16 protein-coding genes are annotated in these 18,775 nt (G+C 52.8%); 1 reads left to right on the top strand and 15 read right to left on the bottom strand.

Annotated features, from left to right (window positions below):
* Positions 1 to 76: 76 nt before the first annotated feature.
* The 6 genes from ACYVIY_RS25760 to ACYVIY_RS25735 form a co-directional block, all read right to left on the bottom strand.
* A complete protein-coding gene (locus ACYVIY_RS25760) occupies positions 77 to 919 on the bottom strand; it encodes a cbb3-type cytochrome c oxidase N-terminal domain-containing protein (protein ID WP_460979425.1) in 843 nt (280 codons plus the stop codon).
* 12 nt (positions 920 to 931) lie between these two features.
* Entirely contained in the window at positions 932 to 1,102 is a 171-nt protein-coding gene (locus ACYVIY_RS25755) for a hypothetical protein (RefSeq protein ID WP_460979423.1), read from the bottom strand.
* Between the two features lie 90 nt (positions 1,103 to 1,192).
* Complete coding sequence (ccoN, locus tag ACYVIY_RS25750) at positions 1,193 to 3,403, bottom strand: cytochrome-c oxidase, cbb3-type subunit I (protein WP_460979421.1); 2,211 nt, start codon at positions 3,401 to 3,403, stop codon at positions 1,193 to 1,195.
* Between the two features lie 20 nt (positions 3,404 to 3,423).
* Positions 3,424 to 3,600 (bottom strand): cbb3-type cytochrome oxidase assembly protein CcoS, encoded by a 177-nt coding sequence (ccoS, locus tag ACYVIY_RS25745; RefSeq protein WP_460979419.1) that lies wholly within the window; start codon positions 3,598 to 3,600, stop codon positions 3,424 to 3,426.
* Between the two features lie 279 nt (positions 3,601 to 3,879).
* Positions 3,880 to 4,632, bottom strand: coding sequence for an acyl-CoA desaturase (locus tag ACYVIY_RS25740; RefSeq protein WP_460979417.1), 753 nt, complete (start codon positions 4,630 to 4,632; stop codon positions 3,880 to 3,882).
* Between the two features lie 53 nt (positions 4,633 to 4,685).
* Positions 4,686 to 7,211: a heavy metal translocating P-type ATPase gene (locus ACYVIY_RS25735; protein WP_460979416.1), complete on the bottom strand. Its 2,526-nt coding sequence runs from the start codon at positions 7,209 to 7,211 to the stop codon at positions 4,686 to 4,688.
* A gap of 171 nt (positions 7,212 to 7,382) precedes the next feature.
* On the opposite strand from ACYVIY_RS25735, the gene hemN reads away from it, so the two are divergent.
* Positions 7,383 to 8,750 (top strand): oxygen-independent coproporphyrinogen III oxidase, encoded by a 1,368-nt coding sequence (hemN, locus tag ACYVIY_RS25730; RefSeq protein ID WP_460979414.1) that lies wholly within the window; start codon positions 7,383 to 7,385, stop codon positions 8,748 to 8,750.
* Between the two features lie 52 nt (positions 8,751 to 8,802).
* Here the strand turns inward: hemN and ACYVIY_RS25725 are convergent, their stop codons facing one another.
* The 9 genes from ACYVIY_RS25725 to ACYVIY_RS25685 all read right to left on the bottom strand — a co-directional run bounded on the left by ACYVIY_RS25725 (position 8,803) and on the right by ACYVIY_RS25685 (position 18,717).
* Positions 8,803 to 9,198: a hypothetical protein gene (locus tag ACYVIY_RS25725; RefSeq protein WP_460979412.1), complete on the bottom strand. Its 396-nt coding sequence runs from the start codon at positions 9,196 to 9,198 to the stop codon at positions 8,803 to 8,805.
* 270 nt (positions 9,199 to 9,468) lie between these two features.
* The gene (locus ACYVIY_RS25720) at positions 9,469 to 9,795 is read right to left on the bottom strand and encodes a hypothetical protein (protein ID WP_460979411.1); all 327 of its coding nucleotides are present in this window, start codon (positions 9,793 to 9,795) and stop codon (positions 9,469 to 9,471) included.
* 308 nt (positions 9,796 to 10,103) lie between these two features.
* Positions 10,104 to 10,481 (bottom strand): VOC family protein, encoded by a 378-nt coding sequence (locus ACYVIY_RS25715; protein ID WP_460979410.1) that lies wholly within the window; start codon positions 10,479 to 10,481, stop codon positions 10,104 to 10,106.
* A 106-nt stretch (positions 10,482 to 10,587) separates the two neighbouring features.
* The gene (locus ACYVIY_RS25710) at positions 10,588 to 11,730 is read right to left on the bottom strand and encodes an aldose epimerase family protein (protein ID WP_460979409.1); all 1,143 of its coding nucleotides are present in this window, start codon (positions 11,728 to 11,730) and stop codon (positions 10,588 to 10,590) included.
* Between the two features lie 237 nt (positions 11,731 to 11,967).
* Complete coding sequence (locus tag ACYVIY_RS25705; RefSeq protein ID WP_460979408.1) at positions 11,968 to 12,129, bottom strand: lmo0937 family membrane protein; 162 nt, start codon at positions 12,127 to 12,129, stop codon at positions 11,968 to 11,970.
* Positions 12,130 to 12,377: 248 nt separating this feature from the next.
* On the bottom strand, positions 12,378 to 13,730 hold the full coding sequence (locus ACYVIY_RS25700; RefSeq protein ID WP_460979407.1) for a dihydrolipoyl dehydrogenase family protein: 1,353 nt from the start codon (positions 13,728 to 13,730) through the stop codon (positions 12,378 to 12,380).
* Positions 13,717 to 14,025, bottom strand: coding sequence for a hypothetical protein (locus ACYVIY_RS25695; RefSeq protein WP_460979406.1), 309 nt, complete (start codon positions 14,023 to 14,025; stop codon positions 13,717 to 13,719). The genes ACYVIY_RS25700 and ACYVIY_RS25695 overlap by 14 nt, the downstream gene beginning before the upstream one ends.
* Positions 14,026 to 14,045: 20 nt before the next feature.
* A complete protein-coding gene (locus tag ACYVIY_RS25690) occupies positions 14,046 to 15,500 on the bottom strand; it encodes a TolC family protein (protein ID WP_460979405.1) in 1,455 nt (484 codons plus the stop codon).
* A complete protein-coding gene (locus ACYVIY_RS25685) occupies positions 15,478 to 18,717 on the bottom strand; it encodes an efflux RND transporter permease subunit (RefSeq protein WP_460979404.1) in 3,240 nt (1,079 codons plus the stop codon). The genes ACYVIY_RS25690 and ACYVIY_RS25685 overlap by 23 nt, the downstream gene beginning before the upstream one ends.
* Between the last annotated feature and the right edge of the window lie 58 nt (positions 18,718 to 18,775).

Raw genomic sequence — 18,775 nt, 5'->3', positions numbered from 1 at the left:
GATATTTCGTAGAAACAAGTTCCTGATTATGCCGCAGTCAATGACAGCGTAACGAATGACCACTAATGACTATGAATTAGCGCCCGGCTACTTTTTCGGTCTGTGCTGGTAATTCCGGGATCACTTTTTCGCCCTGTGGTTCTTTAGCATCGGCCGGCTTTGTGCCTTGTAAGGATAGGATATAGCTGGCTACCTGTTGGATCTGTAAGGGATTCAGCTGCTTTTTCCATGCGAGCATACCTTTTTCGGGAACTCCCTCTGTGACAGTATGATAAATAGCCTTGACAGTGCCACCGTGCAGCCAGTACTCGTCGGTTAGGTTAGGGCCAACTTTTCCTTCGCCGTTCTGACCGTGGCAGGCGGTGCAATACTGGTTAAATAGAACCTTACCCGCTTCGATGCCTTTGCTGTCGGTCAGCTGCGTTACGGTGTTTTCGTTGATCTTACCGGCAACCAGCTTCAGATACGCTTCCCGTTCTTTCTCGGCAATGGCTACTTCCTGGGTATATTCCTGCTCCATGATGTTTCCGGTACCGATGACGTGGAAGATCAGCAGATAAATGACGCCGAAACCAATGGTTCCGTAGAACAGGCCCATAAACCAGGGGGGCGTCGGGTTGTCCAGCTCGGCAATACCGTCGTAGGCGTGTTCCATCACCAGGTCTTTCTCCTGACTCAGGGAATGTAAGCCCGAAATACGCTGCCAGAGCGAGCGGGTGTCGACAGGCTTAGCTTCCTGCTGCGGAGTCAGCGTACGGCGCAGGATGTAGGCCAGGTAAAGCGTTGTCGCCAGAATCAGGCCAATACCAGCGGCTACCAGCAGGATGACTACGTACCACAGCAGGTCGTCGCCCGAGGTAAGGTTCCATACGGATGATTGATTGGCGGGGTCAGACAGGTTCGTTAAAAGCAGGTTCATGGTTGGTCTTGATTAGGCGTCGGTGGCTTCGTCGAGGGGCAGACGGCTGATTTGCTGAAGGTGACGTTTGTCGGCCAGCACCAGATACAGCCCGACCAGAAGAAAGAAGACCAGAAAGGTCAGGAACGAACCGACCATATAGACGTCCGCTCCGGGTAATTTTGAGATGAATTGCTTGAACATGGCTTTTGGAGTAGTTAGAAGAGAGGAGCGGGAAGTGAGCAGAACGATAGGTATGTGTATGCTCACTCCTCGCTTCTCTCTCCTCACATCTTATTTTTGTGCTGTTTCCATTTTCTTAATATCCGTGCCTAGCCGTTGCAGGTAAGCGATGAGCGCCACGATCTCACGGTCCGAGTCAACCTTGAGGCCTTCTTTCGCCAGGCGTCCACTAACTTCGTCGGCTTGCTTCTTCAGGTCTTCGTTGGCGTACGAAATGGCGGAGTCATCGTACGGAACGCCCACTTTTTTGAGCGTCTTCATTTTGGCTTCCGTGTTTGCTACGTCCAGTTTCTGCTCTAGCAGCCAGGGGTAAGCGGGCATGATCGAACCGGGCGACATCGACGCTGGGTCGCGCATGTGGTGGTAGTGCCAGGAGTCAGGGTACTTACCCCCTTCGCGGTGCAGATCGGGACCGGTTCGTTTCGAGCCCCACAGGAACGGGTGATCGTAGACGAACTCGCCGGCTTTCGAATACTCGCCATACCGTTCGGTTTCAGAGCGGAACGGACGAACCATCTGGCTGTGGCAGTTTACGCAACCTTCGCGGATGTACAAATCCCGTCCTTCCAGTTCCAGCGCAGTATAGGGCTGCACCGAGGCAATGGTCTGTACGTTCGATTTAACCATGAACGTGGGCACTAACTCCACCAGCGAACCGATCAGAATCACAACCAGTGAGCCAACCAGCAGTGGCATCGGCTTGCGCTCAAACCAGCGGTGCCAGTACGTATCGGAACCGGCTGGGGTATAGGCTTTGGTTAAGGCCGGTGCTTCGGCGGGTTCATTGGCCACCAGCGAACCGGCTGCCATCGTTTTGAAGAGGTTGTACGCCATCAGAATGGCACCGCTCAGGTACAGCGCACCGCCCAGCGCCCGCATCATGTGCATCGGCAAAATTTGCAGCGTGGTTTCGAGGAAGCTTGGGTATTTCAAGACGCCTTCGGCCGTAAACTCTTTCCACATCATGCCCTGCGTAAAGCCTGAGATATACATCGGAACGGCATAGAACAGGATGCCCATCGTGCCAATCCAGAAGTGAATGTTCATCATCTTCTTCGAGAACAACGGCGTGTGGTACATGCGTGGGATCAGCCAGTACAGAATGGCGAAGGTCAGGAAGCCGTTCCAGCCGAGCGCCCCTACGTGTACGTGGGCTACGATCCAGTCCGTAAAGTGCGCAATGGCGTTTACGTTCTTGAGCGACAGCAGAGGCCCTTCGAAGGTAGCCATACCGTAGGACGTCAGGCCGACGACCATAAACTTTAGAATGGTGTCTTCGCGAACTTTATCCCATGCACCCCGTAGCGTCAGCAGCCCGTTGATCATACCCCCCCACGATGGAGCAATGAGCATAATCGAGAACACAACACCCAGCGATTGGGCCCAGTCGGGTAGCGAACTATACAACAGGTGGTGCGGACCGGCCCAGATATAGATGAAAATCAGAGCCCAGAAGTGCAGAATTGACAGCTTGTAGGAGTACACCGGGCGGTTGGCCATCTTCGGCAGGAAGTAATACATCATGCCCAGGTAAGGTGTCGTCAGGAAGAAGGCGACCGCGTTGTGACCATACCACCACTGCACGAGCGCATCCTGCACCCCGGCGTAGAGGTAATAGCTTTTAAAGAAAGTTACCGGCATCTGAACCGAGTTGATGATGTGCAGCACGGCAACCGTAACGAACGTAGCAATGAAGAACCAGATGGCTACGTAAAGGTGACGTTCCCGACGTTTAATGATGGTACCGAACATATTTATACCGAATACAACCCAGATCAACGTAATGGCAATGTCGATCGGCCACTCCAGTTCCGCGTATTCGTGTGAGGTTGTGATGCCCAGCGGCAGGGTCAGCACGGCGGATAAAATGACTAGCTGCCAGCCCCAGAAGTGAATTTTGCTGAGCAGGTCACTGAACATTCGGGCCTTACAAAGGCGTTGCAACGAGTAATACACACCCATAAAGATGGCGTTGCCGACAAAGGCGAAAATGACGGCGTTGGTGTGCAGCGGTCGAATCCGGCCAAATGTCGTGTATTGGTTGCCGAGGTTGGCGGCTGGGGCGAACAGCTGACTGGCGACAAGCACCCCGACGAGCATACCGATAACTCCCCAGATGATGGTGGCGATACCGAAGTCGCGGACGATCTTGTTATCATAAGCGAAGCGCTCTACCGGATTTTGGCCTCCCGGCGGTTGTTGCCCAATGGCAGCCCTGTCTGGCGAAATGAGCGTAGCAGATTGACTAAGCGAAACATTCATGGCGAACGAGTACAAAAAAATTAATGGGTATTTACGTCAGTTTCCGTTGAGGATTGCCGATCATCGTCGAGCAGCATGCGCATAGAAGGCGTATACAGATCATCCTGCTGACCAGTCCGCATCGACCAGACGAAGGCCCCTAAAAAGCCCAGCGCCATCAGTAAGCTGATCCCAATCATGAAGAAGATGATATACATAGCCGCTTGTAGTTTGACAATTCAAAATTGCAACGATTGCAATCGGCGATGCATGAGGTGAGTCAGGTGCTCAGGTGATTAAAATCACGCCCGCAGCCAGCTTATGTTTAGTCGGTGAAGTAAGGGAATGGCTGGCATAGTAAACCTCCAGGGTCTGTGTCCCCACAGACCCCTTAACCGCCTGGGTTTTGCTGATGTATGAGTGGCCTGTGAGGACACAGGCCACGGAGGTGGAGAACTACTTCTTGTGTCGAGTAGCGACGTAATGGTTGTAGCCGCTTACATGTATTTCAAGTCATTATTGGCCTTTAGCCGGATTACGTTCAGGCGGTTCAGCAAGCGGATAATCGGATAGGTTGGATCAAACTCGTGCCAGCGAAAACCGCCGAAGTTAGCCCGGCCGCCAAACTTGTGGTGGTTGTTATGGTACGATTCGCCCATCATCAGAAAATCGAACGGGAGCAAGTTTTTGGCCGTATCATCGACGGGGAAGTTGACGTACCCGTAGCGGTGGGCGTACCAGTTAATGATAGCCCCGTGAATGGGACCCATTAAAAAGTGGATCGGCAGCAAGGCAAAGAACCAGGCGGACGGCGCAAAATAGATGTACACAAGAGTATATGCTACACCCCAGGCAATACGTACTGGCCAGCGGTCACCCAGCCATTCCATGAACGTCCAGTTCGGTACACCTTTCTTGAATTTAGCCGCAATGTGGTCGCGGTTGTTCACAATGTCGTTGTAGAACTGGCGTGTTTTCCACATCATGTCGAAGAGACCATTCGAGTAGGAGGGTGAGTGGGGGTCATGCTCCGTATCGGCATGCGCGTGGTGTAGCCGGTGCATAATGCCATACGCCCGTGGGCTGAGGAAAGAAGAACCCTGACCAATAAACGTAAGAACGTAGAAGAACTTCTCCCAGCGCGGACTCATCGTAAACATGCCATGAGCGGCATAGCGATGCAGAAAAAACGTTTGTGTGAAGATGGATAAGTACCAGTGGGCAGCAAAAAAACAGAGGATGATAAGCATGAATATAAGTGAACAGTGAAAATAAAGCCTACCCCCCTGCGCAGGGGGGGCGACTAAGTATTTGACAGGAAATGGCGACTGCGGAGTCGCATGCCCAGCGTGGCGATGAGTACCATGGTGGTTGAACTGAGGGACATCAGAATAGCCGCAACAATGGGCGAAAGCGCTCCGGTTAAGGCGTAGGATAAGCCGACGAAATTGTACAGCAGCGATATGCAGAAGCTGAACCGGATCAGCCGCATGCCAAAACGGCTGAAGCGTAAAAAGTTCGGCAGCTCACGTAACGATTGCGCTTCCAGAATCCCGTCGCTGGTGGGCGTAAACTGAACTGTATCGTCGGTGATGGCAATGCCAACATCGGCTTGTTTCAAGGCTCCGGCATCGTTCAGCCCATCGCCGACCATGAGTACACGGTGACCTTCGGCCTGGAGCTGGCGAACGACGTCTAATTTTTGCTGCGGACTGCATTCAAAGACCATACGATCACCAAACCAGCGAGTGAGCTTGGGTTTGGCTGCGTCGTTATCGCCCGATAGCAAATGCAGTGTATACGTAGTGGTTAGGTCAGTCAGCATGGCTTCGATGCCCGCCCGGTACTGATTTGGAAAGCAAAAACTCCCCCGGTACGATCGACCAATCCTGACGTGAACTTCACCTCCACCGCTCCACGGTTCATTTTCTGGTACGGTCGACGTGTGCTCCGGGACAACAAAGGATTTGGCGCCTAACGTAATAGGCCAGTCATCAACTAGGCCACGGATACCGTTACCGGTAACTTCCGAAAAATCGTCGATGGGTAGCGTTAGGGCACTGGACAAATGATTCGCTAGTTTGCGGCTGAGTGGGTGGGCCGATTGTTTGGCCAGCGAGGCAATGAGGAGCCGTTCGTAGTCGGTTAAGGGCTGAGCAAACCGTTCGGTTACGGTGCTGCTGGATGTCGTCGTAAGCGTACCCGTCTTATCAAGCACCAACGTATCACAGGCGGCCATCTGCTCGATCACATCCGCGTTTCGGAGGTAAAACTTGCGTTTGCCAAGCAGCCGTAAGCCATGCCCCAGCGCCACCGGGTACGACAGCGAAAGTACGCACGGACAAGCCACGATCAAGACGGCGGTAAAGGCATTAACGGCCGTAGCGGGGTCATGGCGATAGCCGTACCAGAACAGCCCCGTCAGAGTTGCCACCGTTAAGACCGTGATTGTGAAATACTTACCGACGTAATCGGCAAAGGTTGTAAAATGGCTCGTAACGGTCTTTCGAAAGGTGTCGTTGTTCCAGAGTTGGGTTAAATAACTCTGTGACGTCTCCCGAACGACTTCTATGTCAATCGCTTCGCCCATCTGACGTCCACCAGCGTACAGCAACGCGCCGGGCTCTTTACGTTCGGGCTCCGACTCGCCCGTTACGAACGAATAGTCGATGAGCGCATCACCCCGGAAAAGCAGCCCGTCGGCCGGAATCAATTCTCCGTGGCGAATCCGAATGTGATCGCCTTTACGCAAACTCGTTACGGGTACGGGCGTTTCAGCGTCGGGCTTGGGGCTTGGGGGTTGGAGATTGGGGTAATCTGCTACAAATTTTGTTTCAGTGCTTTTAATCGTTTGCCCTACACCCTCAGCCCCACGCCCCAGGCGCATGACGGCTAAGGGGAAATAAGATTTATAATCGCGTTCGAACGACAGGAAATCATAGGTCCGCTGCTGAAACCATTTGCCGCAAAGCAAAAAGAAAATCAGGCCCGACACGGAATCGTAATACCCGGCCCCATCGAGGGCAAATACTTCATACGTTCCTCGGATGTAAGCGACCAGAATACCCAGCAGAATGGGAAAGTCAATATTGATAATTCCCCGGCGGAGGCTGCGCCAGACGGATTCAAAATAGCCCGATCCTGAGTAGAACACCACGGGCGTTGCCAGCACCAGATTGATCACGCCGAACCAGTGCTTGAAGGCCGGATCGTCGAGGCCCAGGTATTCCGGAAAGCTGAAGAGCATGATGTTGCCCGCACAGAAGCCTGCAACCGCCAGCCGGTAAAGCAACGGTCGATACGTGGGTTTTTGCTGCTCTTTAACCACGTCGTTGAGGCTGATGAGCGGCTCATAGCCCAGCGAGGTCAGCAGTTCGACCACCTCCCGTAGCGATACTTGCGTATGTGCGAAGGTTAGATGCATCTGCTTTTTCAGGAAATCGACCCGCGATTGGTTGATGGCCGGGTTAAGCTTGTACAGGTGTTCCAGCAACCACAGACACGAACTACAGTGAATGGTGGGAATGTAGAACGTGACGGATGTGGTAGTGTCGTTGGAAAACTCGACCAGCTGCTGCTGAACTTCCGGCAAATCCAGGAACGCCAGCCGCGACGACGATTTTTTTGTCGATTCCGACGTATCAGTATTCCGGCGACCAGGCTGCGCGTTGAGGTTGTAGTATTGGCAGAGTTGATTTTCGTTGAGAATCTGATACACGGTTTTACACCCGTCGCAGCAGAAATGCCGGGTGTCGAACGTAATGTCGTGTTCAGTGCAGTCGTTACCGCAGTGGTAGCAACTGGTTGAGGTGATTGTAGCCGTAGACATGGCGTTGAAATTTGCGGCAAATTGGCGCTACGCGTCTTCGTAAACCTTGACAATCGTCAGTTCGTCGGATGAGACTCGTCAGGGAACGCTCCGGTAAGTTGGCGCATCTTTGTCCGTCAGATATCCAGGGCAAAACACGTACGAGATTGAGAACCTGGCGACGTATCAGCTATGAATTCGCTCATTCAGAAATACAATGTTCCGGGCCCCCGGTATACCAGTTACCCCACGGTTCCTTTCTGGGACGACAGCACGTTTAGCCAGAACGCCTGGATCAGCAATCTTAAGCGGGTCTTCACGGCCACGAACACCACAGATGGCATCAGCCTGTACATTCACCTACCATATTGCGAGAGCCTGTGTACGTTTTGCGGCTGTAACAAACGTATTACGCGTAACCACGACGTAGAAGCGCCGTATATACAGGCGGTGCTAGCCGAATGGAACACGTACTGTGATCTGTTGCCCGAACGGCCACGGATTGCCGAACTTCATTTGGGTGGCGGAACACCAAGTTTTTTTGCGCCCGAACAGCTTCACCGACTACTGGCCGGAATCTTTCACCGGGCTGACCCCGTTGCGACGAGTGAACCCGATTTTGGTTGGGAGGGCCATCCGAACAATACCACGCGCGAACACCTGCAAACGCTGTATGATTTTGGCTTCCGGCGCGTTAGCTTCGGTGTGCAGGACTACGATCCGGTTGTCCAGAAAGCCATTCACCGAGTTCAACCGTTTGAACACGTACAGCAGGTGACAGACTGGGCCCGCGAGATTGGGTACACTTCCATTAGTCATGACCTGGTGTTTGGATTACCGTTTCAGACGCCAGACTCGATCGAAGATACGGTGATCCGGACACTGCTGTTACGTCCCGACCGCATCGCGTTCTACTCGTATGCCCATGTGCCCTGGATCAAAGGAAACGGCCAGCGCGGCTTCCAGGATCAGGACTTGCCATCGGGCGAGCAGAAGCGGGTGCTGTACGAAACTGGCAGGGAGTTGTTGGAGGGAGCGGGTTACGTTGAAATCGGGATGGATCATTTTGCGCTGCCGCACGACTCACTTTATAAAGCCCTTCAAAACGGTACGTTGCACCGCAATTTTATGGGCTATACCACGACTCAGACGCGTGTACTGCTTGGCTTAGGCGCGTCATCGATTAGCGATGTATGGTCGGCTTTCGCACAGAATGAAAAAAACGTAGACGCCTACATCAGTCAGGCTCTGGCGGGTGAGCTTCCCGTATTTCGCGGCCACGTACTCGATGATCAGGATGCGTTTCTGCGTCGGCAAATCCTGAACATCATGTGCCAGGGCGAAACCCATTGGCATTTAAGCAACTGGTCGAGATCGGAATGGGCGGCACTGAGCGAACGACTGGAAGAGTTCCGACTGGATGGGCTACTGGAGTACGACGCCGAAGGGTTACGCGTGTATCCAGAAGGCCGACCGTTCTTGCGCAATATCTGTATGGCCTTCGACGAGCGGTTAAACTACGCGCAGCCCAAAACGCAACTCTTCTCGCAGACGGTGTGATACCACCTAAGAGAAGTTGATGTAACTACTTACCGTAGTTTTAGCGAGGTGGCTAATCCGATACAGCTTGCTCAATGCGAACCGTAGCCGACTTGGTTAATGGATCAGTGGTACCTGTCTGAATGGGTGGAATGGCAACCGCCGACCCGGCTTTGACCGATTGAGCAAGCACATGTCGTTTAGTACTGATTCGATGGTATTGTGCGTCATAGTAGTCGAAACGGATCTGTATTCGATGATAGCTATGCTCGTTGGACGTATTGGTAATGGAAAACTGGTGCTCATTAAGCCGAATACCTGGTTTGTTGGGAACCGCTTTGGGTGTCCATACGATTCGATCAATCAGTAAGTCTCGTACTGCATCGGGCTGGCTTTGGTAGGCAGGCTTCTCTCTTGTACAAGAAGAGCTAATAATCAACAAGAACAAATAGTATACGGTACGGTGCATAATCAGCAGTATATCAACAAAAGCAAAAGTTAAGCAAAGCTAAAGCTCTGTCATGCGCTACTGAAAATAACGGTTAAAATCTGGCGATCTCAATGACTTAGTGCGTACGAAAAATAGTCCACCGGGGCGGACTATTGTAAATTAACGGGAGTTGTGAATAAAATGCTGACGCGCGATCCGTCGTTACGAGGACGCGCGTCAGCATTACGTTGCGAATGAAGTGATTGTCTTAAGTGTACTCTAACTCATTAGCTATCAGTCGCCAAAACGCTATAATACGTTCAGAAGGATCATCGCTAAGTGAATAACGAAGCTAATCGCAAAGGTCGGGAAGATGACTTTCGCCGGCATCGCTGACAGCACCGGAACCAGCACCAGCAGGAAGCAAAGCATACTGGTTAAGAACTGCCAGTCGCCACCACCCAGATACGACAGCGTAAGGAGCAGAACGGGAGATAGCACACAACCCTGAATGGCAACGGCCGTACATGCCCAGCCAAAACGGTTAAACTCGGCTTTCTCAGCGAAATTTTTGTAGATACTTAGCCAGTTTGAGTCGGTGGTATAAGCAGAAGACGAATGTGTGAGCGTTGCCATGATTGTCGTTGTTTGTAATTGTTGATACAAAGTAACAGCATGGCAGCCGGGGCAAATATGACGTTAATCAGTCGGCGGAATGATCCTTCCCCATAATATCATCAAGAAAGGTTTTACGCTGGGTGAAACAGGTAAGTTTGACTATAACATCACCCATGATCCAGTACGGATGTGTGGCTTATAGGCCATTATTTTGCACTTACTAGGCGTGGATTATGAGCTGTTAACTTTGAAGGCCGACGATATCGCTTAACAGATATAGCTAGTCAAGTTGTGAAGCCAATTTTGGCTTAAAACGAGGTGTAGAGCTAACTAACATCCTCCCAAAGCTCAATACTGTTGCCTTCAGGATCGAGTATATGGACAAATTTTCCGTAATCGTAGACGGCTATTTCGTCTATCACAGTTACACCGTTGCTTTTGAGTTGCTCCACCAGTTCTTCGAGATTTTCGACACGGTAATTGATCATGAAGTCCTTTTTGGATGGCTCAAAGTAATTGGTGTTTTTATCAAAAGCGCCCCAAGCGGTCGATCCTTCTTTGCTTGGATCATTCGCATCGCGCCATTTGAAGGTGGTGCCATACTCATCTATAGGTAATCCCAGATGTTGAGCGTACCAGTCTTTCGTCTTTTGTGGATCATCGCATTTAAAGAAGATGCCGCCTATTCCGGTTACTTTTTTCATGAATTTGATTAAAGTATCGATACTATAAATGTCTCGTTAGTTAGAGAACCTACTTTAAGACAAGCTTAATTCTGTGCGTCAGCACTATTTATCAGTAACATGCTACTTACTTTTTAACCGACAGCTTATAAACCGTCGTGCTGCGGTACGTATCGCCGGGGCGGAGGGTTGTCGTCGGAAATTCGGGGTGATTCGGCGAGTCGGGGAAGTGTTGTGTTTCCAGGCAGAGACCGTATCGACGGGTAAAGGCAACCCCTTCTTTGCCCTTGACGCGGCCGTTCAGGTGGTTGGCCGTGTACATCTGTACGGACGGTTCGGTGGTGAACATTTCCATAAACCGGCCGCTCGCCGGGTCCAGTACGGTAGCCCCTAACTTCAGTTTATTGGAGTTGTCAGCAAATACCCAGCAATGGTCGTAGCCATGTCCATAGCGAATCTGCGTATCGGTGGTATCGTTGATACGCATACCGACCGGCATTGGCTTTCTGAAATCAAACACCGTACCGGCCACAGGCTTTAACTCACCCGTCGGAATCTGCGTCGGATCAGTCGGCAGAAATTTGTCGGCGTTGATCATCACGACATGATCCAGAATGTCGCGCTTCATGCCACCCAGGTTAAAATAAGCGTGATTCGTGAGGTTTAAGACGGTGGCTTTGTCCGTCGTAGCGCTGTAATCGATACGTAACGCATTGTCTTTTTGTAACGTATACGTTACTACTACGTTGAGCGTGCCGGGATAGCCTTCTTCGCCATCGGGCGAGGTATATTGTAGCTTCAGGGCGGGTTCGTTGCCGCTAACCGGAGTCGCTGTCCACAGCTTTTTGTCGAAGCCAACGCGACCACCGTGGATGTGATTTTTGCCATTGTTGCTGGCCAGCGTGTACTCTTTGCCGTCGAGGGTAAATTTGCTGCCGCCAATGCGGTTGCCGAAGCGGCCGATGATCGGACCAAAGCTAGGGGTGCCTTTCAGATAGTCGGCAAAGGTGGGTACGCCCAGCACAATATTTTCGACCTTGCCGGTTTTGTCGGGAGCGAGCCACTCCACAATATAGCCGCCATAATTGGTAATCTTTACCTCCATGCCAGCCACGTTCCGAAGGGTAAACAAATGGGCCTCACGACCGTCGGGAAACAAACCGAATACTTCTTTTTCGATGCCGGGTTTCCGGGTGTTTGGGTCGGGATACGAGAAGGACGGAGCGAAAATCAACAGACAAACGAACAGTAACAGGGAAGCAGCCTTCATGGGCGTTAGGCAGAAGAAAAGGTTAGTAAATCTAGTAAACGAGCGCTGATCCGATAGCATCCGCAGACTTAGCAGCAACTCTCCACTAGAAGCAGCCAAATCCCATCAATTACTCTTTTCAAGCCGCCATTAGCTGGAGATGACTGGTTATTACGTAACGTTATGCTGATGGATTATACGACAAAACGCCTGATAAGGTGTGCAGCTTATCAGGCGTTTCAAAAGAACAGGCAAGCGTTAAACGCCCCGCCCCTGAATGAGCCGTAAAATGACAGCGATAACGGCGATGACCAATAAAACGTGGATTAACCCACCCAGGCCGAAGCTGTTAAAGCCTAAAAAGCCCAATAACCAGATGATAATCAGAATCACCGCGATGGTGTACAGTAAGTTTCCCATAATCGTATAGAACGTGATAGTGAACAAACTGCTTAACCACGAATAAGCGGCTTTAGCTAATAAAACTGACGGAACGGTTTTATATGGTTTCCCTATACAGGAGATAAATAAAAGTATCAGCCTGAATGAGCGGGCTTGTATCGCTCAGCTAAACGGTCTGCATTAACCTGTAACGGCACTTGGTCCCGGACACCAGTAGAGCAAGAATCTGGTGACTCCGGGCACGTAACGTGGTCAGGTAACGCCCGCTAAAATTCGGCCATCATTGACGACAAGCCCGACGCGTGACTGGGGTACGCAAAGAACGTATCGCTGAGTGCCTTTATGGGTATGGAATGCCGGATGGCCAAGGTCAGTACGTTGATCAGTTCGTCGCTGCCAGTCCCCAACAGGTGAGCGCCGACCAGTATGCCGGTATCGTCATCCAACAACAATTTGAAACCGGATGCGGGCTCGTTGATCCGGCGCGACTCGTACCAGTCCGTTGTTTCTTTATAGGCAATCCGTATGTTACGGCCTGACTCGTTGGCGGCTGCTTCGGATAAGCCAACAGCAGCTAAGACCGGCCAGGTAAATACCGCAGATGGCACAACGGCATCCGTGAACTCCTGGTTGTTTTTGTGCAGAATATTGCTGGCTACAAGTTCGCCTTCCCGGGAGGCTACGGGAGTCAACGGTAAACCCCGGTCGGCTACATCCCCACAGGCGTAAACGGCCGGATTCGACACACTCTGTAAAAATGAATTAACGGTAATCCCCTTGTCACTACATGCCACACCGGCCTGATCGAGCGCTAAATCCCGGAGGTCGGCGGGACGCCCAGCAGCATGGACAACCAGCTTGGCCGGAATCGTGCGCGTTTTCTCCTGCTGCGCCAACTCGACAGATAGCGCCCCTGGCTCGCCAGAAACTCCGGTAACTTTAGCCTGTAACAGAATCCGAATGCCCATCGCTTCGGTGGCTTGTACCAAAAGCCCCACCAGGTCGGGGTCGAACCCGTTCAGCGGCCGTTCGCCCTGATGAACAATGGTGACCTTAGCGCCAGCGCGGGCGGCAATGTGCGCAAACTCGAACGCAATGTAGCCACCCCCCACCATAACAATCTCATCCGGCAACTGCATCAAGTCCATGAAGCCGGTGCTGTCGATCAGGAGTTCTTCGCCAGGTATATCCAGCGGAGCCGGGTACGCGCCCGTGGCGATAACAATATGGCTGGCCTGCAAGCGGGTGTCGCCGACCTGCACCGTGTCTGGCGACAAAAACCGGGCAGCTCCGTGAAAAGCTGTAATCCCTTCTTCGCTAAACTTCTCTTCCGTTCGGGCAGGTATCGGATCGGTAAACGTTTGCTTGTACCTGATCAGCGCTGGCCAGTCGATCTTCGCTTCGGCAACAATTCCCTTCTCGCGCATATGCGTGGATCGGGCCACCACTTCAGCCGCGCCCGCCAGAATCTTTTTTGGGTCGCAGCCCCGTTGTGAGCACGTACCACCGAAGGGTAGTTTATCAATAATGGCAACGGTTTTCCCCGCTTTTCTGAGTTCGTCGGCAGCGTTGCTTCCCGCTGAACCTGTACCAATCACAATTACATCAAATTGTTGCATAAGCCTGTTGTATGGACTGTTGATACGTACCGGCCGCTCGTTCAGGATAAGGCTGCGTCGAGTGGCCGGGTTGGTAGTGCTCGACACCTGCTGAGCGTAACGAAGGGCAGTAGTTGTGGCCACGCACGTCGCGCGAAATCTCAATCAGCGTCTTTAACCAAACGCTCAGATCTACAATAGGTTTAAACCAGGTCCGGCAACCACGACTAACCCCACGCTTATAACACACTCCACCGCCGGAGCAGGGCATTAAAAAACGACTGAGCCAAGTGGCTACAGCCGTTTCGATATTCATAGCCCATCAAAAAAAGTACGCTAATTCCAGCCCCCGCCCAACGACCGGTACAGATCGGTCAGGGACAGGAACTGAGCCCGTTTGGTATTTATCAATGCCAGTTCGGCTTCCAATACGCTACGTTGTGCGGTAATCACTTCGAGATAAGACGCGTATCCACTGGCAAACAAATCATTCGACGTGGTTACGGCCTGTCGGAGCACGTTTACTTCCTGCGCCTGTAGCTCCGCCACCTGGCGGTAGTTTTCAACACCGCGCAAACTGGTCGCTACTTCACTGAAACTGGTCTGAATCGTCTGGCTGTAGCGAAAGAATGCTTCGCGGCTCTGAGCAACCGTTCCCCGGTAGTTTGCCTTCAGAAAGCGCCGGTTGAAGACCGGTGCCGACAGACCGCCCAACAGACCAGCTGCAATAGATGCGGGATTGGCCAGCGTAGAAATCCGGAACGAGTTCAGACCCGCATACGCCGACAGGTTCAGGCTTGGTAAAAATTCGGCTCGCACTACGTCTACGTCTACGTTAGCCGCCTGCAACTCAAGCTCAGCCTGCCGGATGTCGGGCCTGCGAACGAGCATCTGCGTTGGAAGACCTGCTATAACCTGACCGGGTAATTCACGCTGCTCTAACGACTGACCCCGTTGAATCGGCTGGGGAAAACGGCCGATCAGCCGGTTCAGTTGATTCTCGGCTTCAACAATCTGCTGCTGGATCTGACCCCGCCGACTTTGGGTGTTTAATAACTGAGCCGAAAACTGCTGAACGGCCAATTCAGTAACCCGACCGGCCTGTTTCTGGATACGAACCAGATTTAGAGCATTTTGCTGATAGTCAATGTTTTCCTGAATGATCTCCAGCTCGCCATCCAAAGCCAGCAGGACGTAATAATACCGCGCCACTTCAGACACCAGCGACGTAATGACCGCATGACGCCCTTTTTCGGAGGCCAGGAAGCGGAGATAAGCCGCCTTGCGTCGGTTTCGGAGCTTGCCCCAGATGTCAATCTCCCAGGTACTGCGGGCACCAAGGAAAAACTCGGGCGTTGGGTTCGGAATCCTCAGATCATCCCGGATATTCGGCGACAGGTTCGTGTCGAAATTACCCACCCCGTTCAACGTGTTACGTCCGTACCGATCGACGCCCGCCGAGGCTACCGCGTTGATTTGCGGAGCTAGGAAGCCCCGGCTGTACTCGAACGTGGCACGTGCCTGCTCAATCCGTTGGGTCGCAATGCGTAAATCCAGATTACCCGCCAGCGCCGTGTCGATTAACTGCACCAGGTTGGGGTCGGCAAAAAATGTGCGCCAGTTTTGATTGGCAATGCTCGCTGAGTCGGTCTGACCGGCAAATGAAACCGGCATGGGCCGCGTCGTGGGCGAAAGCAGGGTGCTGGGCACCTGACAACTGTTTAGCAGCAGCAGAGCCGCAATACTATAGAACGAAAACCTTATTGATTTATGAATGAACGATCGTGCCATTTACGTGAGGTTGGTTGGATAGTTGAACCTGGTCAACCGGGTTCTTGGGTGAGCCGTGTGGCTTTGGTTCGTCGTCTTGAGTCTGTTTCGCCTGGAACCGCTGGGCCAGTTTAGCGAAGAAGACGTACAAGCCTGGAATCAGAATCAGTCCGAACAGCGTACCCGTGAGCATCCCTCCGGCCGCGGCTGTCCCGATCGAGCGGTTCCCCATGGCTCCGGCTCCCGACGCAATACAGAGCGGGATAAGACCGGCAATAAAGGCGAACGAGGTCATCAGGATCGGGCGAAGACGGGACACGGCCCCTTCCAGCGCAGCTTCGATAATCGGTAAACCTTCTTTCTGCCGCTGGTTGGCAAACTCCACAATCAAAATGGCGTTTTTACCCAGCAGACCAATGAGCATGACCAGCGATACCTGCGCGTAGATGTTGTTTTGCAGCCCCAGCATTTGCAGGAACAAAAACGAGCCAAACACCCCGGTGGGCAGCGACAGCAGCACCGGTAGGGGCAGGAACAGACTCTCGTACTGCGCAACAAGCAGCAGGTATACGAATACCAGACAGATGGCGAAAATGTAGATGGCCTGATCACCTGACAACACTTCTTCGCGCGTCATACCCGACCACTCGTAGCCATAGCCTTTCGGTAGCTGCTTCTCGGCAACCTCCTGGATAGCCCGAATGGCATCGCCACTACTGTAACCCGGTTTCGCATCGCCGTTGATCATGGCTGAGGTGTACATGTTGTAGCGGGTTATCTGCTCGGGACCGTACACGCGTTCGAGCCGCACGAAATTGGAGTAAGGCACCATTTCGCCCTGCTCGTTCTTCACGCGCATATTCAGGACATCTTCGGGTTTGGCCCGGTAGCTGGGCGCGGCCTGCACCATGACTTTATACATCTGCCCGAACCGGATAAAGTTCGACGCGTAGTAGCTACCCATCAGGGTTTGCAGCGTACTCATGGCGTTATCGATGGATACGCCTTTCTGGGCCGCTTTTTCCTGATCGACGTGTAGCAGGTACTGCGGGAAACTCGGGTCAAAACTGGTGAAGGCATCGCCGATTTCAGGGCGTTTTTTCAGAGCTGCAATAAAGTCCTGCGCGACCTTGGCCGTTTTGGTGAGATCACCACTGCGGCTCCGGTCCAGCATCCGAAGCTCGAAACCGCTGGAGTTACCAAAACCCGGTACAGTCGGGGGTGGGAAAAATTGGATACTGGCGTCGGTGATGTGTTTGGTTTCTTTTTCCAGCGTTTCGATCAGTTCCCGCATGGTGGTTTTGCGCTCATCCCAGTGCTTGAGGTTGATCATGCCCATACCATACGTAGCACCGGCCCCATCGGTAAGCAGACTAAAACCGGCCAGCGTCGATACGTTCTCGACGGATTCCTGCTTCGACGCTACCGCTTCGATGGCATCCAGTACTTTCTCGGTCCGGTCGACGGTTGCGCCTACAGGTGTCGTTACGTTCACGTAAATCATGCCCTGGTCTTCGGTTGGAATGAAGCCGCCCGGCAGGATGGTACTAACGCCCCAGGTGCCGAGTACGAACAGCAGCAACAGCCCCCAGGTAACCACACCGCGGTTAACAATCCGACGCAGCAGTCCCTGGTATTTGGAAGCCAGCGATTCGTAGCCCCGGTTAAAACTGGCGAAGAAACGCCCCAGAACGCCTTTCGTCTCGCCATCGTGGTGAATAGGACGTAGCAGCAGCGCACACAACGCAGGCGTAAGCGTCAGGGCGTTGACCCCCGAAATGACAATCGAAATGGCCAGCGTCAGTGAGAACTGCCGGTAGAAAATACCCACCGGACCGTCCATGAACGCGACTGGTACGAACACCGCCGACATCACAAGCGTAATGGCGACGATAGCGCCGGCAATATCGCCCATGGCTGCGAACGTGGCCGCGCGGGGCGAAAGCGGACCATCTGGCCCCGCCGATTCTTCCATTTTGGCGTGCACGGCTTCGACGACCACGATCGCGTTATCGACCACAATACCAATGGCCAGTACGAGTGCAAATAGAGTGAGCAGGTTGATCGAGAACCCGATCATATTCATGAACGCGAACGTACCGACCAGCGCCACGGGTACCGCCAGGGCACAGATCAGCGTAGACCGCCAATCCTGCAAAAACAGGAACACGATAATGAACACCAGCACGAAGGCTTCGATCAGGGTCCGGATTACTTCGTGAATCGACGCGTCGAGGAAGCGCGATACGTCGTAGGCGTAGTTGTACGTCATGCCCGGCGGAAACGACGTGGCTTTCAACTCCACCATCCGCTTTTTCACGTTGGCAATTACGTCGCTGGCGTTGGAGCCTGGCCGCTGCTTAAGCATGATAGCCGCCGAGGGCCGTCCGTCCGTTTTCGAGAGAACCTCGTAGCTTACCGAGCCGAATTCAACGTCGGCTACGTCTTTCAGCCGCAGCAGCGACCCATCGGGGTTGATGCGCAGCACAATGTTTTCGTATTGAGCGGGCTCGAAGAATTTACCCGTGTAGCGCAGCACGTATTGCAGCACGTTCGGGTCGCTGCCCGAGCTTTCACCGGCTTTACCGGGGGCGGCTTCTACGTTCTGTTTCCGGATACCGGCAATCACTTCTTCGGCCGATATTTCGTATACCGTCATGCGGTCGGGTTTGAGCCACACCCGCATCGAGTAATCGCGGTTACCCATGATCGCGGCAAACCCAACGCCGTCGATCCGTTTCAGCTCGGCCAGTACGTTAATGTCGGCGAAGTTGTAAATGAATTTTTCGTCGACGGTTGGGTCGTCGCTGATGATATTGAGGTACAGCAGCATACTGTTCACCTCTTTTTCCGTAACTACCCCCGCTTTGATTACCTCTTCGGGCAACTCATCGAGTACGGTCGTTACACGGTTCTGCACGTTCACAGCCGCCAGATCAGGATCGGTGCCAACTTTAAAAAACACCTGAATGAGTGTTGTGCCGTCGTTCCCCGAAATCGACGTCATGTAGGTCATGTCGGGTACACCATTGATTGCCCGTTCGAGTGGGGTGGCTACGGCTTTTACGCTCACATCGGCACTGGCACCGGTGTATTTCGTGGTCACCGTTACCGAAGGCGGCACAATATCCGGGAACTGCGTGACGGGCAGGCTGGTCAGCGCCAGTACGCCCAGCAGAACGATCAATACCGAGATGACCGTTGAGAGAAGTGGCCGCTTAATGAATGTATTAAACATAACTTAGGAGTTTGTGCATGAGCCATAGCCCGAACCGACTGGTCAGTTACTGGGTGAA

The organism is Spirosoma knui, from assembly GCF_054780635.1.
The sequence above is the reverse complement of the archived record's forward strand: the minus strand, read 5'-3'. Positions and strand labels throughout refer to the sequence as shown.